At 57.9% G+C, this 24275-nt stretch carries 22 protein-coding genes and 2 riboswitches; of the genes, 12 read left to right on the forward strand and 10 right to left on the reverse strand.

What is annotated here, in order from left to right:
- Window positions 1-7: 7 nt before the first annotated feature.
- The 10 genes from KUF54_RS07660 to KUF54_RS07705 all read right to left on the reverse strand — a co-directional run bounded on the left by KUF54_RS07660 (window position 8) and on the right by KUF54_RS07705 (window position 9508).
- Window positions 8-967: a Gfo/Idh/MocA family oxidoreductase gene (locus KUF54_RS07660; RefSeq protein ID WP_219346036.1), complete on the reverse strand. Its 960-nt coding sequence runs from the start codon at window positions 965-967 to the stop codon at window positions 8-10.
- Window positions 967-1836: a class III extradiol dioxygenase subunit beta gene (locus KUF54_RS07665; protein ID WP_219346037.1), complete on the reverse strand. Its 870-nt coding sequence runs from the start codon at window positions 1834-1836 to the stop codon at window positions 967-969. Before KUF54_RS07665 ends, KUF54_RS07660 begins: the two co-directional genes overlap by 1 nt.
- Before the next feature lie 3 nt (window positions 1837-1839).
- Complete coding sequence (gene ligA, locus KUF54_RS07670) at window positions 1840-2298, reverse strand: protocatechuate 4,5-dioxygenase subunit alpha (protein ID WP_219346038.1); 459 nt, start codon at window positions 2296-2298, stop codon at window positions 1840-1842.
- 168 nt (window positions 2299-2466) lie between these two features.
- Window positions 2467-3384 carry an amidohydrolase family protein gene (locus KUF54_RS07675; protein ID WP_219346039.1) on the reverse strand — a complete coding sequence of 306 codons (918 nt, stop codon included), beginning with the start codon at window positions 3382-3384 and terminating at the stop codon, window positions 2467-2469.
- Window positions 3385-3464: 80 nt separating this feature from the next.
- On the reverse strand, window positions 3465-4451 hold the full coding sequence (locus KUF54_RS07680; RefSeq protein ID WP_219346040.1) for a tripartite tricarboxylate transporter substrate binding protein: 987 nt from the start codon (window positions 4449-4451) through the stop codon (window positions 3465-3467).
- 64 nt (window positions 4452-4515) lie between these two features.
- Window positions 4516-5199: a 4-carboxy-4-hydroxy-2-oxoadipate aldolase/oxaloacetate decarboxylase gene (gene ligK, locus KUF54_RS07685; protein ID WP_219346041.1), complete on the reverse strand. Its 684-nt coding sequence runs from the start codon at window positions 5197-5199 to the stop codon at window positions 4516-4518.
- A 131-nt stretch (window positions 5200-5330) separates the two neighbouring features.
- Window positions 5331-6359 (reverse strand): amidohydrolase family protein, encoded by a 1029-nt coding sequence (locus KUF54_RS07690; RefSeq protein WP_219346042.1) that lies wholly within the window; start codon window positions 6357-6359, stop codon window positions 5331-5333.
- A gap of 39 nt (window positions 6360-6398) precedes the next feature.
- Window positions 6399-7805: an MFS transporter gene (locus KUF54_RS07695; protein WP_219346043.1), complete on the reverse strand. Its 1407-nt coding sequence runs from the start codon at window positions 7803-7805 to the stop codon at window positions 6399-6401.
- 172 nt (window positions 7806-7977) lie between these two features.
- A complete protein-coding gene (locus KUF54_RS07700; RefSeq protein ID WP_219346044.1) occupies window positions 7978-8673 on the reverse strand; it encodes a substrate-binding domain-containing protein in 696 nt (231 codons plus the stop codon).
- 322 nt (window positions 8674-8995) lie between these two features.
- The gene (locus KUF54_RS07705; protein WP_219346045.1) at window positions 8996-9508 is read right to left on the reverse strand and encodes a hypothetical protein; all 513 of its coding nucleotides are present in this window, start codon (window positions 9506-9508) and stop codon (window positions 8996-8998) included.
- Window positions 9509-9892: 384 nt separating this feature from the next.
- Between KUF54_RS07705 and selD the strand changes: the two genes are divergently transcribed.
- The 12 genes from selD (at window position 9893) to KUF54_RS07765 (ending at window position 24270) form a co-directional block, all read left to right on the forward strand.
- Window positions 9893-10969 (forward strand): selenide, water dikinase SelD, encoded by a 1077-nt coding sequence (gene selD, locus KUF54_RS07710; protein WP_219346046.1) that lies wholly within the window; start codon window positions 9893-9895, stop codon window positions 10967-10969.
- 175 nt (window positions 10970-11144) lie between these two features.
- Window positions 11145-11615, forward strand: coding sequence for a CopD family protein (locus tag KUF54_RS07715; RefSeq protein ID WP_219346047.1), 471 nt, complete (start codon window positions 11145-11147; stop codon window positions 11613-11615).
- 215 nt (window positions 11616-11830) lie between these two features.
- A complete protein-coding gene (locus tag KUF54_RS07720) occupies window positions 11831-12373 on the forward strand; it encodes a MarR family winged helix-turn-helix transcriptional regulator (protein WP_370627587.1) in 543 nt (180 codons plus the stop codon).
- Between the two features lie 89 nt (window positions 12374-12462).
- Window positions 12463-13923, forward strand: a complete 1461-nt coding sequence (locus KUF54_RS07725; protein ID WP_219346048.1) for an efflux transporter outer membrane subunit — start codon at window positions 12463-12465, stop codon at window positions 13921-13923.
- A gap of 86 nt (window positions 13924-14009) precedes the next feature.
- Window positions 14010-15317 (forward strand): efflux RND transporter periplasmic adaptor subunit, encoded by a 1308-nt coding sequence (locus tag KUF54_RS07730; RefSeq protein WP_219346049.1) that lies wholly within the window; start codon window positions 14010-14012, stop codon window positions 15315-15317.
- A gap of 94 nt (window positions 15318-15411) precedes the next feature.
- Window positions 15412-16965 carry a DHA2 family efflux MFS transporter permease subunit gene (locus KUF54_RS07735; protein WP_219346318.1) on the forward strand — a complete coding sequence of 518 codons (1554 nt, stop codon included), beginning with the start codon at window positions 15412-15414 and terminating at the stop codon, window positions 16963-16965.
- A 382-nt stretch (window positions 16966-17347) separates the two neighbouring features.
- Window positions 17348-17845: an energy transducer TonB gene (locus KUF54_RS07740; protein ID WP_255576382.1), complete on the forward strand. Its 498-nt coding sequence runs from the start codon at window positions 17348-17350 to the stop codon at window positions 17843-17845.
- A gap of 120 nt (window positions 17846-17965) precedes the next feature.
- A riboswitch (glycine riboswitch) is annotated at window positions 17966-18076 on the forward strand.
- Window positions 18077-18094: 18 nt separating this feature from the next.
- Window positions 18095-18222: riboswitch (glycine riboswitch) on the forward strand.
- 58 nt (window positions 18223-18280) lie between these two features.
- Window positions 18281-19459, forward strand: a complete 1179-nt coding sequence (gene gcvT / locus KUF54_RS07745) for a glycine cleavage system aminomethyltransferase GcvT (RefSeq protein ID WP_370627588.1) — start codon at window positions 18281-18283, stop codon at window positions 19457-19459.
- 117 nt (window positions 19460-19576) lie between these two features.
- Window positions 19577-19951 carry a glycine cleavage system protein GcvH gene (gcvH, locus tag KUF54_RS07750; protein WP_219346051.1) on the forward strand — a complete coding sequence of 125 codons (375 nt, stop codon included), beginning with the start codon at window positions 19577-19579 and terminating at the stop codon, window positions 19949-19951.
- 115 nt (window positions 19952-20066) lie between these two features.
- Window positions 20067-22964: an aminomethyl-transferring glycine dehydrogenase gene (gcvP, locus tag KUF54_RS07755; protein ID WP_219346052.1), complete on the forward strand. Its 2898-nt coding sequence runs from the start codon at window positions 20067-20069 to the stop codon at window positions 22962-22964.
- Window positions 22965-23138: 174 nt separating this feature from the next.
- Window positions 23139-23429: a hypothetical protein gene (locus KUF54_RS07760; protein WP_219346053.1), complete on the forward strand. Its 291-nt coding sequence runs from the start codon at window positions 23139-23141 to the stop codon at window positions 23427-23429.
- 160 nt (window positions 23430-23589) lie between these two features.
- Window positions 23590-24270 (forward strand): DKNYY domain-containing protein, encoded by a 681-nt coding sequence (locus KUF54_RS07765; RefSeq protein ID WP_219346054.1) that lies wholly within the window; start codon window positions 23590-23592, stop codon window positions 24268-24270.
- Window positions 24271-24275: the final 5 nt, after the last annotated feature.

Below are 24275 nucleotides of genomic sequence, written 5' to 3' on the forward strand. Positions count from 1 at the left end.
CCAGAACTTATTCTGCGTTCAGTTGCTGCTCCAGATCATGCAGAACCTTGTAGCAGTTATAGACTTGCTGAACGCTGGAGTTAGGCTCGCGGCCTTCGCGGATGGCGGCGAAGAATTCGCGGTCTTGCAGCTCAATGCCGTTCATGGACACATCCACCTTGGACACGTCAATTTGTTCTTCCTTGCCGGTGTAAAGATCGTCGTAACGGGCCAGATAAGTGCCGGTATCGCCGATGTAGCGGAAGAAAGTACCCAGAGGGCCATCGTTGTTGAACGACAGGCTCAAAGTACAGATAGCACCGTTGGCGGCCTTGAGCTGAATGCTCATGTCCATGGCAATACCCAGATCCTTGTGGATCGGGCCTTGCACGGCGTTGGCCTTGACGATGGGGCTGCCAGCTTGATAGGCGAACAGATCCACGGTGTGGGCAGCGTGGTGCCACAGCAGGTGATCGGTCCAGCTACGGGCCTGGCCCAGCGCATTCATGTTGGTGCGGCGGAAGAAGTAGGTTTGCACATCCATTTGCTGAATGTTGAACTCGCCCGCTTCAATCTTTTGGTGCACGTACTGGTGGCTGGGGTTGAAGCGGCGGGTGTGGCCCACCATAGCAACCAGACCGGTTTGCTTTTGCAGCTCGGCCACTTCCTGCGCATCCTTTAAGGCATCGGCCAGAGGGATTTCAACTTGCACATGCTTGCCGGCCTTTAAGCACTGAATGCTTTGGGCTGCGTGCATTTGCGTGGGGGTGCACAAAATGACGGCATCGACTTCAGGCAGCGCCAGCGCATCAGCCAAATCGGTGCAGACATGCTTGATGCCGTACTTATCAGCCACTTCCTGGGTTTGCTCCAGGCGGCGACCGATCAGGGAGACGACTTCAACGCCGTCGATATTCTTGATGCCATCCAGGTGCTTGATGCCAAAGGCGCCAGCGCCAGCCAAGGCGACTTTAATGGTCTTGCTCATTATTGGTTCTCCAAGATTACGTGGCCAACGGCCGTATTCGATGCGGGCACATGGTAGAAGCGATGCGCCACCTTAGGCACAGGTGCTGGGCCATCAATATCAGACATTGCGCCGCGTGCGATCAGCCACATCACCAGCTCAATGCCTTCAGAGCCGGCTTCACGCACGTAGTCGATATGAGGCATTTTGGCCAAGCCGTGCGGGTTCTCGATCAGCAGGTCCAGAAACTTGTTGTCCCATTCCTTGTTGATCAGACCGGCGCGCGCGCCTTGCAACTGGTGGCTCATGCCGCCTGTGCCCCAGATATGGACGTTGATGTCCTCGTCGTAGCTCTCAATGGCTTTGCGAATGGCGCGGCCGATGTTAAAGCAGCGCTGACCCGACGGCACGGGGTACTGCACCACGTTCACCGCAAACGGGATCACCGGGCAAGGCCATGAACCGGTCTTGGGGTCTTGCTCGCCGCACATCAGCGACAAAGGCACCGTCAGGCCGTGATCCACGTCCATCTTGTTGACGATGGTCAGGTCAAAGTCTTGCTGAATAACAGACTGCGCAATGTGCGAAGCCAGATCAGGGTGACCTTGCACCTTGGGCACAGGGCGTGGGCCCCAGCCTTCATCAGCGGGCTCGTATTCAGCGGCCGTGCCAATCGCGAAGGTGGGAATCATGTCCAAGCTGAACGCCGTAGCGTGGTCGTTGTAGACCAAGAAAATCACGTCGGGCTTGTTGTCCTTCATCCACTGACGGGAGAAGTCATAACCCTTGAACAGGGGCTGCCAGTAGGCTTCTTGGGTCTTACCCATGTCCATCGCCGCGCCAATGGCGGGAACGTGCGAGGTAAAGACCGATGCGGTAATACGGGCCATGACTTAGTTACCTTCCTTATTCGTGTTGCCAGCAGCGCCCGCTGCACCTTGCGGCTGACGATGCGCTTGTGCATCGCCGTCTTCGCCCACATACCGATTGCCTTCAGCCGAACGACCACCACCGACCATCATGGCGCGGTACTCGTCTTCGGTCATGCCGGTCATAGAGCCCGCCATTTGCTGGAAGCTCTTGCCGTCGGTCGAGCCGATCTTGGCCAGAAAATAAATATTGCCGCCCGTGCGCATGCACCAGTTCAGATCGCGCGCCAGCACGGCTTGCTTTTGCTCTTCCGTCATCGCCCACTCATCCAAGTAGGCGCGCTCATTGGCGCGAAAACGGTCACGGTTGTCGGCCTTCATCAGCGACATGCAAAACTGGTTGAGCCAGTAACCACGGCGCGATTGCTCGGCATCAAAAATGATGGTGCCGGGCACATCAAGATAAGGTTTTTCTAATGCCATAAAACTTTCCTCTCAAACCTTGTCACAAGCAGGTCGCCCTGCCCTTAAAACTGGCGCAATCCAAACCAAAGACACCGAGGAAGCGCCGCCGCGCACCGAGGGTGTCGTCCCCATCCCGATGCAACGCATCGAGAGAGGGGGAAGGCGCAAAACGCCTCAGGAGGTGCTTCAGACTTCTTCTGGCCAGTACAGGCGCATAGGGTTGTCCACCAGCAGCTTTTGCTGCAGCTCAGCCGTAGGCGCAATGTGGGGGATAAAGTCCACCAGCAGGCCGTCGTCAGGCATGTGATCCTTGAGATTCGGATGCGGCCAATCGGTTCCCCACAGCACACGGTCAGGGAATTCTTCCACCACGCGGCGCGCAAATGGCACAACGTCTTGATAGGCGTTTTGCTCGCCATCCAGCGCCTTGGGGCCGGTCACTGACAAGCGCTCAGGGCAAGACACCTTGCTCCACACATTTTGGTGCTCGCGCATGAATTTCAGGAATAGAGCGAACTCTTCGCTATCCACACCCTTTTCCACGTTGGGGCGACCCATATGGTCCACCACCACGGTGGTGGGCAGTGCAGTGAAGAAGTCCCACAGCTCAGGCAAGTCCACCGCTTCAAAGTAAATCACCACATGCCAGCCCAGCTTGTTGATGCGGGCGGCGATTTCCATCAGCTCGTCCTTGGGCGTGAAGTCCACCAGACGCTTGACGAAGTTAAAACGCACGCCGCGCACGCCGGCGTCGTGCAGCTCTTGCAGTTCCGCATCGCTAATCGAGCGCTTGACCGTGGCCACACCACGGGCCATGCCGCCCGAGGCCTTGCAGGCATCGACCATGGCTCGGTTGTCTGCACCGTGGCATGTGGCTTGCACCACCACGTTGCGGGCAAAACCCAGATGGTCACGCAATGCAAACAGCTGCGCCTTGCTGGCGTCGCAAGGGGTGTACTTGCGCTCGGGAGCGAAGGGAAATTCTTCACCGGGGCCGAACACGTGGCAGTGCGCATCAACAGCACCTGCAGGCAGCTTGAATTGGGGCTTGGTGGGGTTGGCGTACCAGTCCATCCAGCCGGGGGTCTTTGTGAAAGTGCTCATAGCGAATGCGAAATGCAAAGTGCGGAATGCGATTGCGAAAGTGCAGCGGTGCACAAGGCACCGCAATACGTCAAAACGGCTTAATCCAGTGAGATATTGGCCTTGCGAATGACTTCGGCAAAGCGCTGGGTTTCAGCCTTTACGGTCGCCTTGAATTGTTCAGGCGTAGTGGGGAAAGGCTCATAGCCAAAGGTCTTGAACTTTTCAGCAAAGTCCTTGTCCTTGAGCACTTCTGCCAAGTCTTTACGGATTTTGTCCGTGGTGGCATCCGACAGGTTAGGCGGGACAGCGATCACATTCCAGCCTGTGACTTCAAAGTCGCTAGGGCCACCGGATTCAGCAACCGTGGGAATGTCCGGAAAATCAGCCGAGCGCTTGGGAGCGGTAAACGCCAGCAAGCGCAGCTTACCCGCGCGGTACAACGGACCCGCTGTACCAGCGCTGCCCAAGGCAAAGTCAATATCACCGGTAGACACCGAGGTGTAGAGCTGCGTGGTTTCCTTGAAAATCACATGCTCCATCTGCGTGCCGGTCACGCCTTCGAGCAGCTCAGAGCCCAAATGCACAGGGTTGCCCACGGACCAAGAGCCGTAGTTCAGCTTACCGGGGCTGGCCTTGGCATCTGCAATGATTTGGCCCACGGTTTTGTACTTGCTGTTGGTGGCAACCGTGAAGAAGAAGTGCGTTTTAAACAGCGGCAAAGCGATCTTGAAATCCTTTTGCGCGTCGTAAGGCAGCTTCTTGAACAAGGTCGGGTAAGCGGCCAAGTGGACGTTATCGAGCACCAGCAAGTCCGTGCCGTCTTTGGCGCCGCGCTTCCAAGCTTCAATGGCGATGAAGCCATTACCACCGGGGCGGTTTTCCACCGTCACAGGCTGCCCCCACAGGCGCGACAGCTTTTCAGCCGTTACGCGGGCCACACCGTCAGGGCCACCACCGACCGGGAAGGGGGTAATGATGCGCACCGGCTTGGTGGGAAAGCTTTGTGCCTGCGCCTGCGCAGAAAAACTGCCAGCCGCAGCTGCATAAGCCAAGGTCAAAACGGCACGACGCATTGTAAATTTCATAGTTGTCTCCTCCTGCCAAAAAAACCGTTGAATGAATGAAGCGTTCAATAAACGAAGCGTTGATTTAATCGATGTAGCGCAATCCAGCGGCCGCCAAGGGCTCGCGCATCTTGTACATATCCAGACCCAAAATGCCCGAGGCCAGTTTGTCACGCTTCTCGCCTTCAAAGCTTTCACGCTTTTGAGCCGCGACCAGCACCTCGGCAGCGCGAGCGGCAGGCACGCAGACCACGCCGTCGTCGTCAGCCACGATCACATCACCGGGGGTGACGAGCATGCCGGCGCAGACGATAGGAATGTTGACCGAGCCCAGCGTCGCCTTGATGGTGCCCTTGGAAGAGATGGCTTTGCTCCACACGGGGAAGTCCATCTCTTGCAGGGTCTTCACATCACGCACACCGGCATCAATGATCAAAGCGCGCGCACCGCGGGCTTGGAAGCTGGTGGCCAGCAGGTCACCAAAATAACCATCGGTGCATTCAGCAGTCACTGCAGCGACGACGATGTCGCCGGGCTGAATTTGCTCAGCCGCCACGTGCATCATCCAGTTGTCGCCGGGCTGCAGCAGCACGGTGATGGCCGTGCCAGAGACTTGCTTGCCCGCGAAGATGGGGCGCATATAGGGCTTGAGCAAGCCGACGCGGCCCATGGCTTCGTGCACGGTGGCGGAGCCCAGAGCGGCCAGGCCATCGGCAGCAGCGCGATCTGCGCGCTGGATATTGCGGTAAACGACGCCGAGTTCGTACATGAGATACCTCTTTGCTTAGACGTGATTGAATCAAAAAAGAGAGCTACTAGTCCTTGCTTTGCATCAATTTCGAAATGATTGAAGGCTTAAAGCAATGAACTACTAAGACTAGCTGCTCCTCTTTTTATAAATTACAGGCCCTTGGCCTTGAGTGCCGAATCCAGACGCGAGAACACGCGGCGGGCATTGCCTTCGTACACGGCGTGCTTTTCTTCAGCCGTGAGGTTCTGCGTCGCTTCGATGTAACGCTTGGTGTCGTCGTAGTAGAAGCCGGTTTGCGGGTCGATACCACGCACGGCGCCAATCATTTCGCTGGCGAACAGAATGTTCTTGGTCGGAATCACTTCGGTCAGCAAGTTGATGCCGGGCTGGTGATAGACGCAGGTGTCAAAGAAGATGTTGTTGAGCAGATGCTCTTCAAGCAGCGGCTTTTTCATCTCTTGCGCCAGACCACGGAAACGGCCCCAGTGGTAAGGCACTGCACCGCCGCCATGGGGGATCAGGAACTTCAGTGTGGGGAAGTCCTTGAAGATATCGCTCGTCAGGCATTGCATGAAGGCGGTGGTGTCCGCATTCAGGTAGTGCGAGCCGGTGGTGTGAAAGCAGCTGTTGCAGCTGGTGGACACGTGAATCATCGCGGGGATGTCGTACTCCACCATCTTTTCGTAGATGGGGTACCAGCTCTTGTCGGACAGCGGAGGCGAAGTCCAGTGGCCGCCCGATGGATCGGGGTTGAGGTTGATACCAACGTTGCCGTACTGCTCAACGCACTTGACCAGCTCGGGGATGCAAGTCGCTGGGTCTACGCCGGGCGACTGAGGCAGCATGGCTGCAGGAATGAAGTAGTCGGGGAACAGCTCGCTGACGCGAAAGCACAGCTCGTTGCAGATAGCGGCCCAAGTGCTGGACGTCTGAAAGTCACCAATGTGGTGAGCCATGAACGAAGCGCGGGGGCTGAAGATAGTCAGGTCCGAGCCGCGTTCTTTCATCAGCTTGAGCTGATTGGTCTCAATCGTTTCGCGAATTTCGTCATCGCTGATCTTCAGCGAAGAAGCCGACGGAGCCTGGCTCGGGTCCTTGAGGCCCGCAATCTGCAGATCACGCCAAGCGCCTAACGCGGCGGGGGCTGTGGTGTAGTGACCGTGTACGTCAATAATCATCTTGAAGCTCCGTCAAAAGTAATATTTGTTGATCAAAATTTAGTGCCCGCCACCCAAGCCGGCGAGCGACTTTGGTGCGCCACCGGCATAGCGGTTCTTCACCAGCAAAGCCAAAGCAGCAATCACGCCGGGGATAGCGACCACGATGAAAACCATAGGCAGCTCTACATGGCGACGTGCCAGCTCTGCCACCAAGAAAGAACCTGCGATACCGCCAAAGCGGCCAATGCCCAGCATCCAAGACACACCGCTGGCGCGGCATTCTGTGGGGTAGTACTCAGCCGCCAAGGCTTGCATGGACGACTGCGCGGCATTCATCAGCAAACCAGCCACGAACACTGCCGCCACCAGCGAACCCACGCTGCCGCCCAGCACCTGACCGATAAAGGCCACGCCCAAGCTGGTCAAAAAGTAGCCTACCGCAATGATCAGATTGGCATTCCAGCGATCCATCAGCAGTCCCACAAAAATCGCGCCCACACCACCGAGCTGGAACAGCGCTGCAATCACCGCCGCTTGGCCCGCAGGCACGCCCGCTTCTTTGAACAGCACAGGCATCCAGTTGACGAGGCCATACACAATGACCAAGCCCATGAAGTACGTCACCCACAGCGACAGCGTGCCCACCAGATACTTTTGCGAGAACACTAGGCGCAGACCCTGAGGGCCTTGCTTTGCTTCAGCCGCGCGCTGGGCGTTATCGTCCAGCACAAAACGCGTGGCGTTGCGGGTGCTGGCAGAAATACGGGCCATCACCTTGCGCACGCGGTCTGCCGAGTAGCCTTTGAGCACCATGAAGCGCACCGATTCGGGCAGCATCACGATCATGATGACGGCCAAGATCAAGGGAATCACGCCGCCCACAATCAGCAGGCTGCGCCAGCCGAAATGCGGAATCATCCACGCAGCAATAAAGCCGCCCATGGCCGAGCCAATGGGAAAGCCGCAGAACATGCAGTTGGTGATGAAAGAGCGCTTTTTGTCTGGGCAGTACTCGTTCATCAGCGTGATGGCGTTGGGCATTGCAGCGCCCAAACCCAAACCGGTGATAAAGCGCCAGATGGTCAAGCCCTCAAGACTATGCACCAGACCGGAAACAATGGACGCACCGCCCATCACCACGGCAGCAATGATGAGCACGGTTTTGCGGCCAATCCGATCAGCCAGTGGGCCGGCGGACAAGGCACCAAACGCTAAGCCAAACAAGGCCGCGCTGAGCACAGGCCCGAGGTGGGATTTATCAATACCCCATTCGCTTAACAGCGATGGCGCAATAAAGCCGATGGCTGCGGTATCAAAGCCATCGAGTAAAACGATCAAAAAGCACAGGGCGAAAATCACCCATTGAAAGCCCGAAAAAGGGCTCTCGTTGAGCACGGTTTGTACGTTCACGACACCAGATTCAGTGCTCTGGTCAGTATTCTGTGTAGTTGATTGCGAAGTCATATCAGTTATCTCAGTTGCCTCTCTTTGTCGCCTCTATCTCCTGTCCGCGGCTGGCGCCAAAGCCTTAAAGGCTCCTGTACGTCGTCACGAAGGGCTTTGACTGCCCTTTTGCTAGATCAGGCAGCGCCAAGGTCTAAGCCAGGCTGCTGCCCTCATCAATTTCTTCAATTCTTTAGTTCACAGGGTCCATGCCTTGGCGGCGCTTGGCCTCGGCCGCTTCAGGCGAAGCCATAAAGGCCAGCAGTCGCTGCACAGCATCGGCGTTGGCAGAGCCAGTCACCACTGCTGCAGAAAAAACGGTATCAATCGCAATCGCCTCTGGCAGTGAGCCCACGATCTGAATGCCCGCCACATGAATCAACTCGCTAAGCTGCTGAAAGCCCAGCGCCACCTCACCGGAGGCAACCAGCGAGCCCACCGGCACGCCTGGGCGAGCCTGAACAATGCGCGGCTTGATTTCATCGGCAATGCCCCAGCGCTCAAACAGCTTTTGCAGCGCAACGCCGCTAGGGCCGGTTGAATAACCAATGGTGGGGGCTGTCAGCACAGCGGCGCGCACGCCCTCTTCTGTGCTGATATCGGGCAGTTGCGCGCCAGCGTGTACTGCCACGGCGGTGCTTGAAAGAACCAGATCCACCTTGCTGCCTGAAATCACTCGGCCAGCGGCCTGCAACTTATCGATGGCACCTGATGCCAGAAACACCACGTCAAAAGCTTCATCGCCGCTTTGCACGCGCTGTGCCGCATCCACACCGCCCACAGATTCGATCTCTACCTGCTCGCCGCCTTGCGCTGCCCAAGCGGCACACAGATCTGCCAGCACTTGGCGTGTGGCCATGGACGAAATGCCGTTGAGAGGTGCGCTCATGCTGATGTCTCCTAAGGGGTCGTGCATGCCCTGCCTATCAGTCAAGCCAAGGCAGCCAACATGCCATCAAAATCAATCTGTCTATTGTCGGCACGCTTGCCTACACCCACCAGAGTGACACCCCGCTAGCAGCTATGCTATTTTCATATAGCAAAGTGCTTGCTTATTCCATGAATAGATAACTATAAAAAACGCGAAAAACCATTAAAGGCAAAAGGCTTATTGCTATTAATTAAATAGCAATAAGCCTTTTCAGATGCGCATAAGCAACAGAAAAATTAGTGGTTAACCCCTAACTCAGCCGTAAGCCTGTGCAAGCGTCTTAGTCATCATGGCGTCCGTGGCCTCGACCATGACCGCGTCCTCGATCATCATCATCGCGGCGGTCCCAATCACGACGCTCGTGGCGATCATGGCGACGCTCCTCACGCTGCCAATGGCGATCATCGCGGCGCTCATGCTTCCAGTCTCGCCCGTGATGATGCTTAGGCCCCTTGTCACGCCAGCGCGATGGAGCGTCTCGCAAGAAATACACAGGGCGACCGCAGGCCTGATACCGGCTGCAATGCCGACGCCAGTCACGCGCGTGGCCCGGCGGCACCCACATATACATAGGCTCTACCTGCGGCCCTCTTGAGCCTTGAGCACCCCACATCGGCTGGGCATACACCAGCGGCGGCGGCGCGGCATTGCCAATATTGATTTGGCCATACACGCCCGGAGCCAACTGCCCAGAGATGGTGCTGCTGATATAGGCCTGAGCCTGAGCAGCACCGGCTGCGCAAACCAGCAAAAAGGCCGCCACGCCGCGAGTCAAAGAAAGGCGCTTAAACATATGTCTCCCCAATAAATACAAATTGCCGTGGGCAAGCAAAATCGCGCCTAGATTCAAAAACGCTTCTAACATCAACGCACGAGACCTTGGTTTGGCTGACCGATCACGACCCTTTGACGTAATCAGTCAGTCAATGGGCCATTTTTGGCGCAAAGCAAATCGCATTGGCAATGAATTTGCAATGAGAGTGCATCCATCTCGCGATCAAAAAAAACCTCTCACCCCACTCGTTTTTTCGCGGCCGATAATAGAGCTCTGCCGTGCGATTATCAAAGTCGTGTCAGGGCCTGCACTAGCACTAGCGCGACCCTAGCGCCACCCCATCGCGCTGCCACCTCCATCCAACCCAGCACTATTGCTGCTGCAAGTCGAATTTTTACTACCATGAACGCCACCACCTCTCAAAACACTACCCCACCCGCATCTCCGCGCCTGACTTCGCTCTCCCACGGCGGTGGCTGTGGCTGCAAGATTGCGCCCGGTGTTCTGGCAGAGTTGCTGGCCAAAAGCAATGTGCCCAAGCAGTTCTTCCCGGATCTATTGGTCGGCACAGAAACCGCTGATGACGCTGCCGTCTACAAGATCAATGACGAGCAAGCCATTGTGGCAACGACGGATTTTTTCATGCCCATCGTTGATGACCCCTATGACTTTGGCCGCATTGCTGCGACAAATGCGCTGTCGGACATTTATGCCATGGGCGGCACGCCGTTGATGGCGCTGGCGATTGTGGGCATGCCAATTAATGTGCTGCCCCACGATGTGATTGCCAAGATTTTGGAAGGCGGCGAATCGGTGTGTCGCGATGCAGGCATTCCTTTGGCCGGCGGTCACTCGATCGACTCGGTCGAGCCTATCTACGGCTTGGTAGGTATCGGCATCGTCAACCCCAAGCAAATGAAGCGCAACGCCGATGCCAAAGCCGGCGATGTACTGATTTTGGGCAAGCCCTTGGGTGTTGGCATTCTGTCTGCCGCGCTCAAAAAGAATCTACTGGGCGAAGATGGCTACCGCGCTATGGTGGGCGCGACCACACAGCTCAACCGCCCCGGCGCTGAACTCTCCAAGCTGGACGGCGTGCACGCGCTCACCGATGTGACCGGTTTTGGTCTGCTCGGTCATGGCCTGGAGCTTGCGCGCGGCGCCCAGCTCAGCGCGCACATTGACAGCAGCAAGCTGCCTGTCTTGCCCGGCGTTCAGGCTTTAGCTGAGCAAGGCGTGATCACCGGCGCATCGGGCCGCAACTGGGCCTCGTATGGTGAACATATTCATCTGTCATCAGCCGTCAATAGTGCCCAGCAAGCTCTGCTGACCGACCCTCAAACGTCGGGTGGCCTGCTGGTTTCATGCTCACCTGAATCCGTTGAACAAGTATTGAAAGTTTTTGCCGACGGCGGCTTTGCCGATGCGGCAGTGATCGGCCGCATGGAGGCTGGAGAAGCCAAGGTCTTCGTCGCCTAAGGCGTGTTTACTTCGTCATGACAAGCCACTATTGAAAGAGCGACAACCGTGGCTTGCTCTGTCATGAAGGCTCATTTCACTCGTCATTGAGTTCAATGAGCCTTCACTAGGTTTACCGCTTCTGGCGCCACCGTACTCACCTTCAAAAACGCACTCACACCCAAACCAACACCCCATGCTTTTTATTCTGCTCAAACTTGTTCACCTTTTGGCCGTCATCATCTGGGTGGGCGGTATGTTTTTTGCGCATTTCTTTTTACGCCCCTCACTTCAAACTCTGCAGCCACCTGAGCGCGTAGTGCTAATGCATGGCGTACTCCAGCGTTTTTTCACTTGGGTACTGGCACTCATCGTGGTCGTACTCGCATCGGGCATAGGCATGATTGGCAGCGTTCACGCCATGGCCGCCAAGGCCGGTGCGCAGTTCAATATGCCGGCCTCTTGGGTCGTGATGAGCATCTTGGGCGTGGTGATGATGGCCGTGTTTGGCCATATCCGCTTTGCCCTGTTCAAGCGCCTTGATGCTGCCGTTCAAGCCAAAGACTGGCCCGCAGGCGGCAAGGCACTCGACAGCATTCGCAAGTGGGTGTCCCTGAACCTCGCTATTGGCCTCGTGATTGTGGTGGTGCTGCGCGTGCCGCTGTAACCCTCAACGCACTCTAGCGCCCAGCCCTGTATGGCTGGGCTTTTTTTTGCCTGTGCAGCGCATTTCAAGCAGTTTTTCCGTACCACCGTATATGCATCAAGCACATACCGCTCTTATTTGAGTAGCAAGGACAACATCGCAAGTTAAAGCATTGCTGACATTTTTAAATGTTTGATCAATAATTGCCAAATCAATCATTGATTAGACAATTAATAGTGCCCCAACTGCCAAACACACCCGAACGCATCATCGACCCACTAGACGAGTCAAGTGCCTTCTACCAATCAGGGGCTTACACACCTGACCAAAGCATTGGTTTTTTAATGCGTCGGGTACTCGGATCCATCCTGCAGCAAGCCGATGCACAGCTGGCCGAGCATGGCCTGACCTATGTGCAATGGCTGCCCCTGTACAAGCTGCTAATGGACGCGAATACCAACAGCAGCGACTTAGCCAAGGCGCTAGGTATGGACCCCGCATCGGTCACCCGCGCACTTGACCGCATTGAAGCCAAAGGCCTGCTGCGCCGCGAACGCTCCAGCAGCGACCGGCGTGTCGTGCACCTGGCGTTGACTCAAGAAGGCAAACGCGTCGCCACGCACGTACCCAAAGTACTCACTCAGGTGCTCAACGGGCATCTGAGCGGTTTTAGCCACAGCGAATGCACGCTGATGCTGTCCATGCTCCAGCGCATGCTGAGCAATGGCGATGCATTGCGCGAGGCCATGACCCAAGCCCCAATAAACATTCACGAATAAAGCCCACACCCAGCTCGAAAATCAGGGCAGCCTGATTCGATGATTCCCCCTCCCCGCCCTATTTCAATAAAAACCACTGGCACTTTCCCATGACCTTACTTACTCAACGCAAGACCTATGCCCTCGCTGTATTGGTCACCGCAATGGCTTTGGCAGGCTGCGCCTCTCAAGGCCCGGCCCACACACCGCTCGCCAAGTTGGCTGCGGCAGATATTGGCCTTGCGGACAACAACCCAGTTACTGCAGCAGACGCTAGTGCGCTCAGCTCCGTCCAATGGTGGTCTGGGCTGGGCGACGCGCAGTTAAACCAACTCATCGACCAAGCGCTCACCGGCAGCCCCAGCCTTGCCGCCAGCAACGCCCGCTTTGACAAGGCTGCAGCGCTGGCCACCGCTAGCAGCACCGTCAGTGACATTCGCGGCACCTTGGGTGTAGACGCCACCCGCCAGCGCTACACCGCCAACGGAATGATCCCCGCGCCCATTGCTGGCAATATCTACAACAGCGGCAACGTGCAGGCTGGCCTGTCCTGGACACCTGATTTTTTTGGCAAGCACTCCGCTGAGCTGCAATTGGCACTGGGGCAGGCCCGCGCGGCCAAAGCAGACTCCGCCGCTGCCGCCAACCAACTGGCTGCGCAAGTGGCGCGCAGTTACATCGCACTGGCACGACTCATTGCCCAAAAAGAAGTGGCTGAGCGCACGCTGGGCCAGCGCCAGTCACTTTTAAATTTGAGCGTGCAGCGCACCCAAGCGGGGTTAGACAGCCAAGTTGAGCTGACACAGGCCCAAGCTGGCATGCCCGATGCCAGCACACAAATTGAAATGCTCAACGAGCAAATCACGCTAACGCGCCGCACCCTTGCCGTGCTGTGCGCGCAAGCCCCTGATGCGCAAAATGCGCTCTCGCCCCAACTGGCTGGCCTGCGCCTTCAAGCCGTGCCCCAAGTGCTGGGCGCTGACCTGCTGGGCCGCCGCCCCGATGTGGTGGCCGCGCGCTGGCGTGTGGAGGCTGCCACACAAGGCATTAATGCAGCCAAGGCCGACTTCTACCCCGATGTGAATTTGAGCGCTTTTGTGGGCCTGAACGCGCTGGGGTTTGATCGCCTGTTTCAAGCTAGCTCACGCCAGATGGGCATCACACCGGCGCTGCGCCTGCCCATTTTTGATGGCAAACGCCTGCGCGCGCAGTTGCGCGGCAAGCAAGCTGATTTGGACACCGCCATTGCTCAGTACAACGGTGCGGTGCTGGATGCGGTCAAGCAGGCCGGGGACTCGATTGCCTCTGTGCAGTCACTGCAGCGCCAGCAATCGCTGCAAACCGAATCGCTTTCTAAAGCCGAACGCGCCTATGACTTTGCCGTGCAGCGTTACCGCGCAGGTCTGGGCAACCAAATCACGGTGCTGAACACCGAAACCCAACTTATCACCCAGCGCCGCCTCACCGTGGACCTGCGCGCCCGCGAGCTAGACACCCGCGTGGCGCTAGCCGCAGCACTGGGCGGCGGCTGGATCGACGAGACCTCAAACCTAGCTATTCAGAACCACTAAGCACCCTCTTCATTTCTGGGCACAGCAGCAAAAAACTGCGCCCTGGCCGCAAAACCACTCATACAGATAACAAAGCGCCCATCATCATGACTGACAACCAAGCACCCAAGGCTGCACTAGCTCCCACTCCGGCTTCCACTCCCGCCTCCGCATCACCTACCGCCAACCCCACTGCTCGCCGCAAAGGCCTGACCATCGTCGCCGCCGCCGTGGCCGTCGGTGCCATCGCCTGGGGCGGCTGGCACTGGATGGTGGCCCGCAACTACCAAACCACAGACAACGCCTATGTCGCGGGCAATGTGGTGCAAATCACGCCCCAAGTGGGCGGCACTGTCATCAGCATTGATGCCGACGATACCGACTATGTCAAAGCCGGTCAGCTACTGGTACAGCTCGATCCTGCCGACTATTTGGTGCAGCTGGCGCAGGCTGAATCTCAACTGGCCCAGACTGCGCGCCAAACCCGCACCCTCTACGCCAACAACGCCCCGCTGGCCGCACAAGTCGCCCAGCGCGAAGCTGACTTGCTGCGCCTAAAAACCGATGCAGCCAAGGCCAGCGACGATGTAGAGCGCCGCCGCCCCCTAACCGCCACAGGCGCTGTCGGCAAGGAAGAGTTTGATCACGCCAAAGCTATCGCCACAGGCGCCAGCAACGCCGTAGCCGCTGCCGATGCAGCCGTGCGCGCCGCCAAGGCCCAGCTAACCGCCGCAGAAGCCCAAACCAAGGGCACGACAGCCGAAGATTCCCCCGCCGTGATGGCCGCAGCCGCCAAGGTACGCGAGGCTTATTTGTCGCTGCAGCGCACACGCCTGATCTCCCCGGTAGATGGCTATGTTGCCAAACGCGGCGTACAACTGGGCCAGCGCGTGGCTGCGGGCTCGCCCATGATGACGGTGGTTGATTTACACAAGCTCTGGGTAGACGCCAATTTCAAGGAAAGCCAGTTGGCCGACCTGCGCATAGGCCAAAAGGTGGAGTTAACCGCCGACGTCTATGGCGACAAAACCACCTATGAAGGCTCTGTCGTAGGCTTGGGCGCTGGCACTGGCGCCGCTTTTTCTTTACTGCCCGCACAAAACGCTACCGGCAACTGGATCAAGGTGGTTCAGCGCGTGCCTGTGCGCATCAGCTTAGAGCCCGCAGCCCTTCAACAACACCCGCTGCGCGTAGGTTTGTCTATGGAGGCCAAGGTCCACATCAGCAACAAAGACGGTCTCACTTTGGCCAATGCTCCCCGCACAACGCCTGTGGCACAGACCACTGTGTATGACGGCACGCTGGCGCAGGCCGAAGACCGCATTCAGCACATTATTGCGGGCGACAAGCTGCCAGCGCTGACATCGCTCAGCAGCGCGGCCGTCGCACAAACAAAGCAGCCAGCAGCCCAATAAGACGCGGAAATCAGCCATGACTTCCCCGTCTTCCCCATCTACAGCCTCTTCCGCTTCAGCCGAAGGCAGCAGCAAAGCGCCGCCGCTGCCTCCCATGGCCATGCCCGCCATTCCGCCACTCAAAGGCGCTCCGCTGGTTTTGGGTACGCTGGCCCTGTCGTTGGCTACCTTTATGAATGTGCTGGACTCCTCCATCGCCAACGTGGCCATTCCGGCCATTGCAGGCGATGTGGGCGTGAGTCCCAGCCAAGGCACTTGGGTCATCACCAGCTTTGGCGTGGCCAACGCCATCTCCGTGCCGCTAACGGGCTGGCTCACCCAGCGCTTTGGCGCCGTGCGCCTGTTCACCATGAGCGTGCTGCTGTTCGTGCTCACCTCTTGGCTGTGTGGCTTTGCACACTCGCTAGAGATGCTGGTGTTCTTTCGCGTGCTGCAAGGCTTGGTAGCGGGGCCGATGATTCCTCTTTCGCAAACCCTGCTTTTAGCCAGCTACCCACCGGCCATGGCGGGGGTGGCGCTATCACTTTGGGGGGTCACCACGCTGGTGGCCCCTGTGGTGGGCCCACTTTTGGGCGGCTGGATTACGGACAATATCTCTTGGCCGTGGATCTTCTACATCAACGTGCCCGTGGGCCTGCTCTCAGCCGTCATGACTTGGAGCTTGTACCGCAGCCGCGAGACGCCTACACGCAAGCTTCCCATCGACACCGTAGGCCTGAGCCTGCTGGTGCTCTGGGTCGCGGCGCTGCAGATGATGCTGGACAAGGGCAAGGAGCTGGACTGGTTTGCCTCCACAGAAATCATTGTCTTTGCCGTCATTGCCGTCGTCGCCTTTGCCGTGTTTGTGGTTTGGGAGCTGACCGACGCCCACCCGGTGGTGGACCTGCGCCTGTTCAAGCTGCGTAACTTTGCGGCGGGGTCGATTTCGCTGTCGATTGCCTATGGCCTGTTCTTTGGCAACGTGGTGCTGCTGCCGCTGTGGCTACAGCAATGGATGGGTTACACCTCCACCGCAGCCGGCCTGGCACTGGCTCCCGTGGGGATACTGGCGATTTTGTTGACGCCCATCGTGGGCCGAAAAGTCTCCGTCTGGGACCCGCGCAAGATGGCCACCATTGCCTTTATGGTTTTTGCGCTGGTGCTGTGGATGCGCTCGCAATTCACCGTTGAGACGGACTTTGCCCACATCCTCATTCCCACGCTGATTCAGGGCGGGGCCATGGCCTTCTTCTTTATTCCGCTAACCACCATCACCCTCAGCGGGCTGACGCCGGACCGCATTCCGGCAGCTGCTGGCCTATCCAACTTTGTGCGCATTACGGCGGGTGCTATGGGCACCTCCATTGCCACCACGCTTTGGGAAAACCGGGCCGCCATGCACCACGCTCACCTGACTGAGCTATTGGTTCAAGGTCAGGGCACGTTTGCCGTCACCGTCAAAAATCTGCAGGCAGCGGGCATGAGCACCGAGCAAGCTTATGCGCAGATCAACCGGCTGATTGACCAGCAAGCCTTCACCCGCGCGGCGGACGATATCTTTCTGGCATCGTCCTTTTTGTTCCTGAGCTTGATCGCCCTGATCTGGTTCACCAAGCGCCCTGCTGCACAGGCCGGCGGCGCAGCAGATGCCGCCGCTGGCGCGCACTAGGGTCTGTTGAGATTTGCTCGGAGTCGCGAAGGATGCAGGCCGGTTGCCAATCTAGGCGTGCGACGCAGTGCGGGTGCTATCCCGCACAAGGCGCGCAACGACGAGTGGCGGCCGGCCTGCCTCCTTCCCTTCGGGTTGCCGCGGTAAGGGGCTGCCTGCGGCGTTGCCCACCTTTGCAAGGCATGAGCCTTGCTGCAGGCGTGCGCCTTGCATCCAACCCCTTGCCACCGCAACGCGATCTTCGATCAATTCTCAACAGACCCTAATCAACGCAGTCAGAACTTCAAGCAAAAAGAGCTGCCAGTGCTTTATTGATAAGCACTGGCAGCTCTTTTTTTGAGAGTAAACAAGTTCTTTTTGGAACTTGGGCAAAAATACGCTCATGACTATTGCAACGTTCTCCCGCCCTGCGGCCCTGCGCGCCCTCACCATCACCAGCGCTCTCGCAGCCTTGATGCTGGGTGCCTGCACCACTACAGCACCAGGCAAGCCCAGCCATACGCAGAGCGTGGAGACCACTGTGAGCCAGCCCTCATGGCCGCAATGGACAGGCACAGAATGCGCTCCTCTGAGCCAACTGGATCAACAGCCCCAGCTGCGCCGCCACACAAGACCGGCCATCCAATCCAAATGGTTCCCTGATGGGCTCACAACCAAGGTTACCTTCTTGCTTGAAGTCACCCATGAGGGCAAGCTGGGCCGCGTTACCTGGCAACCAGCCGATACCGACCCGCGAATCGTGAACGCCATCCAGAAATCGCTGGCGCGCTGGAAGTTCAAGCCCGGTATGCGCGATGGTCAGCCCGTCACCTCCTGCTTCGAGCAGCCTTATGAGTTGATCTTTCCGCCCATCAATACGCCGCAGGCAGTGATGCCTTAGCTGCTTGCAAGCTTGCCTCAAGGCATGAGCATTGCCGCGATTGGCGCACCACACCCCGAGCTAACGTAAACCCTAGACCCCGAAAAATTCTTCAAGGCGATACAGGGACTTCCACTAGAATCGCCACCGTCAGGAGAGAGTGCCTACAGCTTCACGCTGCAACGCACCGCCGAAGGCGCAGGCACCCCACCCGGTGCCCAAACGCTCAGGCAAAAGGACTGACGACCGCTGCTGCGCTCAATGCCGGCAGCGTTCCTTGCTGGAGAGAGATGCCGCACTACGTCATTACGCTAGGCGATGGCATCCACCGAAGGAGCAAACCGCCCAACTTCACTGCGGCGGTGAATCTCTCAGGTAAAGCGGACAGCAGGGCAAGCTCGCTAGGCATGGCATCGCCATGCATGGCCACTCATTTTGGTTTTATGACCGGAGCGCTTGCCTGTGACTATTGCCGCTACTACTTCGAACACCGCTTCCGATACCGCTTCCGATATTTCTTCGGGCCTGCGCACCACGTCACTGTTCGCCCTGCACCAGAAACTGGGCGCCCGCATGGTGCCCTTTGCCGGCTACTTCATGCCCGTGCAGTACCCACAGGGCTTGATGGCCGAGCATCTTCACACCCGCAAGGCCGCAGGCCTGTTCGATGTCTCGCACATGGGCCAGTTGCTGCTGCGCGGTCCCGATGGTGCGGCAGCGCTTGAATCGCTAATGCCTGTTGACGTCATGGGCCTTGGTCTGCACAAGCAGCGCTACGGCCTGCTGCTCAACGAGCAAGGCGGCATTCTGGACGATCTGATGTTCGTCAACCGTGGCGATGACTTGTTCCTCATCGTCAACGGCGCCTGCAAGGCCGAAGACATTGCGCATATTCAAAAGCATATTGGCAGCCGCTGTGAAGTCGTGCCCCTGCCCGAGCACGGCTTGCTGGCACTGCAAGGCCCGCAAGCCGTCACCGCTTTGGCGCGTCTGATTCCCAGTGTGACGTCGCTAGTCTTTATGACTGGCAACCACTTCGACTGGCAAGGCCACGTGCTCTACATCACGCGCAGTGGCTATACGGGTGAAGACGGTTTTGAAATTTCCGTGCCCGGCAAAGCCGCCGAAGCGCTGGCCCAAGCTCTGCTGGCCCAGCCCGAAGTCGCCGCTATCGGGCTAGGCGCACGTAACTCGCTGCGCCTTGAAGCAGGCCTGTGCTTGTATGGCAACGATATCGACACCACCACTACGCCGGTAGAAGCCACTTTGAACTGGGCCATGCAAAAGGTGCGCCGCCCCGGTGGCGAGCGCGAAGGCGGCTTCATCGGTTCAAGCACGGTGCTTGCGCAGCTACAAAATCCGCAGCAGCTCAACCGCAAGCGTGTGGGACTGGTGGCCTTAGAGCGCATCCCCGTGCGTGAGCCAGCCGAATTGCAAAACGCGACCGGCCAAAAAATTGGCCACATCACCAGCGGCCTGCTTAGCCCCACCTTAAATCAGCCTGTAGCGCTGGCCTATGTGCAGCCCGACTATGCAGCGGTAGACACCGAAGTTTTCGCCATCGTGCGCGGCAAGCAAGTTCCTATGAAGGTCGCGGCCACCCCCTTTGTGCCAACGAATTACTACCGCGGCTAAGCAATCTACGCAGAACAACCCGCTAAGGCTCAGAGCGCCACCAAACGCCGCTAAAGTGCGCGCTGGACCTTTCTCAAAAAATTCGATTCAACTGAATCCACCATCTGGAGCCCTTCCATGAGCATCAAATTTTCCAAAGAACACGAATGGATCAACATCGCTGACACCAATGCCGCCATCGTCGGCATCACCGTCCACGCACAAGACGCGCTGGGCGATGTGGTGTTTGTGGACCTGCCCGAAGTTGGCGCAACCTTCAACGCAGGCGATGTTGCTGGCGTGGTCGAGTCCGTCAAGGCCGCCGCTGACGTCTACATGCCCGTGACCGGCGAAATCGTTGAAGTCAACGAAGAACTGCGCAACGACCCATCGCTGGCTAACAGCGACCCGCTGAACACTGGCTGGTTCTTCAAGGTCAAGCTCAGCAACGTGAGCGAGTTAGATGGTCTGATGGAAGAGACCGCTTACAACGACTTCGCCAAAGACAATTAATTGGCACACGGCCTTTGCATCAGCGAAGGCCGTTTTTTTATGGCAAACGCCCGCAGCCTCTTACCCGTGCAAGCCGGCGCCTGCCAGTCACAGCTTTAGAGAATAGGTCCCTCCCATGCTGATGTCGCCCCCCGTCGCTTCGCTCGAATCTCTGGAAAATGCCAGCGAGTTCATCCCCCGCCATATCGGCCCTGATACAGACGAGCAGCAAAAAATGCTGGCCGTCATCGGCAAGCCCACGCTAGACGCTCTGATTCGCGACGTGGTGCCCGCCTCCATCGCCCGGCCCAAGCCGATGGACTTGCCCGCGCCAGTGACAGAAGCGGCTGCGCTGGCTGAGCTAAAAGCCATTGCTAGCAAGAACCAAGTACTCAAAAGCTTTATTGGTCAGGGCTACTACGGCACGCATACGCCGGGAGTCATCCTGCGCAACATCTTGGAAAATCCCGCCTGGTACACGGCCTACACGCCGTATCAGGCCGAAATCTCGCAAGGCCGTATGGAGGCACTGGTCAACTTCCAGACCATGGTGACCGACCTCACCGGCATGCCGATTGCCAATGCCTCGATGCTGGACGAAGCAACGGCCGCTGCCGAGGCCATGACACTGGCCAAACGCTCGGTCAAGTCCAAAAGCAACCGCATCGTGCTGGCGGGCGATCTGCACCCGCAAACCATTGAAGTCATCCAGACCCGCGCAACGCCCATTGGCATTGAAGTGGTCGTGGCTAATAGCAAAGAAGAGTGGGAAGCCGCGCTGGCGGGCGACCTGTTCGCAGCAGTCATCCAGTACCCCGCATCCAGTGGCTGGATTGTGGACTGGAAGGCCGATGTGGATGCCATCCACGCCAAGCAAGCCGCTGCGATTGTGGCCACCGATCTGCTGGCCCTAACCCTGCTGACGCCGCCCGGCGAATGGGGTGCCGACATTGTGGTGGGCAACAGCCAGCGCTTTGGCATGCCCATGGGCGCAGGTGGCCCGCACGCCGCCTTCATGGCCTGCCGTGACGAGTACAAGCGCTCACTGCCCGGGCGTCTGGTGGGAGTCAGCGTCGATGTGCATGGCAAGCCTGCCTACCGCCTGGCGCTGCAAACCCGCGAGCAGCATATTCGCCGCGAAAAGGCCACATCGAATATCTGTACGGCGCAGGTGCTGCCCGCAGTGATTGCCAGCATGTACGCCGTCTACCACGGCCCTCAAGGCCTCAAGCGCATCGCCCAGCGCGTGGCACGTTTCACCGCCATTCTGAGCCGTGGTCTGGCGCAACTGGGATTCAGCGCTCACCACCATGACACGGCATTCGATATGCTGAGCCTGCACACCAAGGGCGCTACGAATTCCATAGCTGCTCACGCTGTATCCAAGGGCGTTAACCTGCGAAAAGCCTTTGATGAATATCTGTGCATCAGTCTGGACGAAACCACGACCCGCGCCGATGTGGAGCTGATCTGGAGCATCTTCGCCAAAGACGGACAAGCCCTGCCGACTATTGAAGCGATGGACGAAGGCGCGCCTTCGCTGATTCCCGAGGCACTGCAACGCCAGTCTGCCTATCTGACCCACCCGGTCTTTAACACTCACCATTCCGAAACTGCCATGCTGCGCTACATCCGCAGCCTGAGCGATAAAGATTTGGCACTGGACCGCAGCATGATCCCGCTGGGCAGCTGCACCATGAAGCTGAACGCCACCAGCGAGATGATCCCCATCACCTGGCCAGAGTTTGCCAACATCCACCCGTTCGCCCCGGCCAGCCAGTTGCAAGGCTATGCTGAACTGGATGAGCTGCTGCGCGGCTGGCTATGCCAGGCCACCGGCTACGCCGGCATCAGCCTGCAGCCCAATGCAGGCTCGCAAGGTGAATACGCAGGGCTTTTGGCCATCAAGGCCTTCCACGAATCCAAAGGTGAAGCGCATCGCAATATCTGCCTGATCCCCAGCAGCGCCCACGGGACCAACCCTGCCAGCGCGCAAATGGTGGGCCTGCAAGTCGTGGTCACCAAGTGTGACGACAACGGCAACGTGGACATGGACGACCTGAAGGCCAAGTGCGAACAGCACAGCGCCAATTTGGCCTGCATCATGATCACCTACCCCAGCACGCATGGCGTGTTCGAAACTCAGGTAAAAGAGCTGTGCCAGCTGGTACACAGCCATGGCGGCCGCGTGTATGTGGACGGCGCCAATATGAATGCACTGGTCGGCCTTGCCGCGCCCGGCGAGTTTGGCGGCGACGTGAGCCACCTGAACCTGCACAAAACCTTCTGCATTCCCCACGGCGGTGGCGGCCCCGGCGTGGGCCCTGTTTGCGTGGTGCAAGACCTAGCTCCCTTCCTGCCCGGCCATGCCACGGGTGGAGATACTCGCAAAGTAGGAGCAGTCAGCGCAGCCCCCTTGGGCAATGCAGCCGTTCTACCCATCAGCTGGATGTATATCCGCATGATGGGCGAGCCGGGCCTCAAACTCGCGACCGAAACCGCCATCTTGAACGCCAACTACATCAGCGCGCGCCTGCAAGCGCACTTCCCCACGCTGTATGCAGGCGAACACGGCCATGTGGCCCACGAGTGCATTCTGGATCTTCGTCACTTCAAGGAGAGCTGCGGCGTGATGGCCGAGGACGTCGCCAAGCGTTTGATTGACTATGGCTTTCACGCGCCAACGCTGTCCTTCCCCGTGCCCAACACGCTGATGGTGGAACCGACTGAGAGCGAAAACCTGTACGAGCTGGACCGCTTTATCGACGCCATGATCGCCATCCGCGCCGAAATTTCCGAGATCGAAGCAGGCAAGCTGCCGCAGGACGACAACCCGCTCAAAAACGCACCGCACACCGCCGAAGTGCTGCTGACCACCGAGTGGAACCATAGCTACAGCCGCGAGACTGCCGCCTATCCCATGCCCGCCCTGCGCCGCGCCAAGTACTGGAGCCCCGTGGGCCGCGTGGACAACGTCTACGGCGACCGCAACCTGTTCTGCAGCTGCGTGCCGATGGGCGAATTCGAGAACTGATGACGCAGGTGCGTTGAATTGGTCGCTGCCATGAATGGCCCTCAGCCCATCGCGATACGGCTGATGGGCCATTTTTCATTCAAACATCATGGATATGACTGACCTACTAGCTCTCGCAAAGTATCTGAAGCTGGAACCTGCAGCGCATATGCAGACGTTGAACCCGGCCTTGAGTTGCGTTACCCCCAAATTCCGCCTGAATATCTGGACTTTCTGCAGCGCTTTGTGAAGCTAAAGACACCCGACGAAACCACATGGTTCAACAGCACGCAGGACTTCAATGGAGACACTCTCACATCCGAATTTGCGTGGAATGAATTTGAGCTTCTGTCACTGGAGGCCCTAGCCGGTGATACACCAAGCCAGTCAATGATTCGAGACTTCTGGAATGCACACCTCCCCATCGTTCTGTCCGTCAGGCATAGCTATGCCTACTTTGCGATTGGCGTAGCAGATCACAACTGAGGGCAAGTTTTCTATGGGGAAGAGCCGGAATATGAAGAAACTGTGTGCATTGCGAACAGTTTTCCCCAGTGGATACAGGCACTGACACAAGGACGGCTTGAAGAAAAATATGCCGCATTGTTGAGTCCCGCCCCCCAGGAAACACATGAATAAGCCACCCTTGATCTCCATCGACTTTCAATCCATCGGTCAATTTGACAAGGAGTCTGCTTTTTTTGAGCCCGCCAGCCAGACCTTGCTGACGTATTGGACGGACGCAAACAAAGTCTATTGGCGCGCCAATGAGGTTGCCGCAGATCTGGCCAGTTTTGTGTGCCTGAGCAAGATTTTTGCCAAAGACAGCCGGCATTGCTTCTTGCATCACCGCAAACTCCAAAAAACCGACGTAGCAACATTTACCGCGCTCAACGACTGCTACGCCAAAGACAAACAATCTGTTTGGACCGTGGGCGGAAGCCATGTTTTCCATTTGCAAAAAACAATCAAAGGTGCAGATCCCAAAAGTTGGCGGTTTATAGATCTGGACAACGGCTTCTCGCGCGATGAGCGATCCATCTTTCGTCTGGAAAAGCGCTGGGCCGAGGCAGACGTGGACAGTTTCCGCCTGGAGATGCTGGCGCTGGACGACCTGCCACCCATTGCATACCCAAGGGATAAAGGCAGCTTTTCCTCATATCTGGTCAGCGAGCCACGCTTCAACAAGTCAAGGATGAAGCCTGCGGCAACTGACTGCCACTTCATACAGGACATGCGCAATCCGGCCTCTAGGTATGTTGCAGATTGCATCAAGCGCTTACACTGCCGGTGTTTTATGACCCCTGCGGGTCTGCAGCCCCATTGAGTCCT

It is taken from the genome of Comamonas sp. Y33R10-2 (assembly GCF_019355935.1).
Taxonomy (GTDB): Bacteria; Pseudomonadota; Gammaproteobacteria; order Burkholderiales; family Burkholderiaceae_C; genus Comamonas.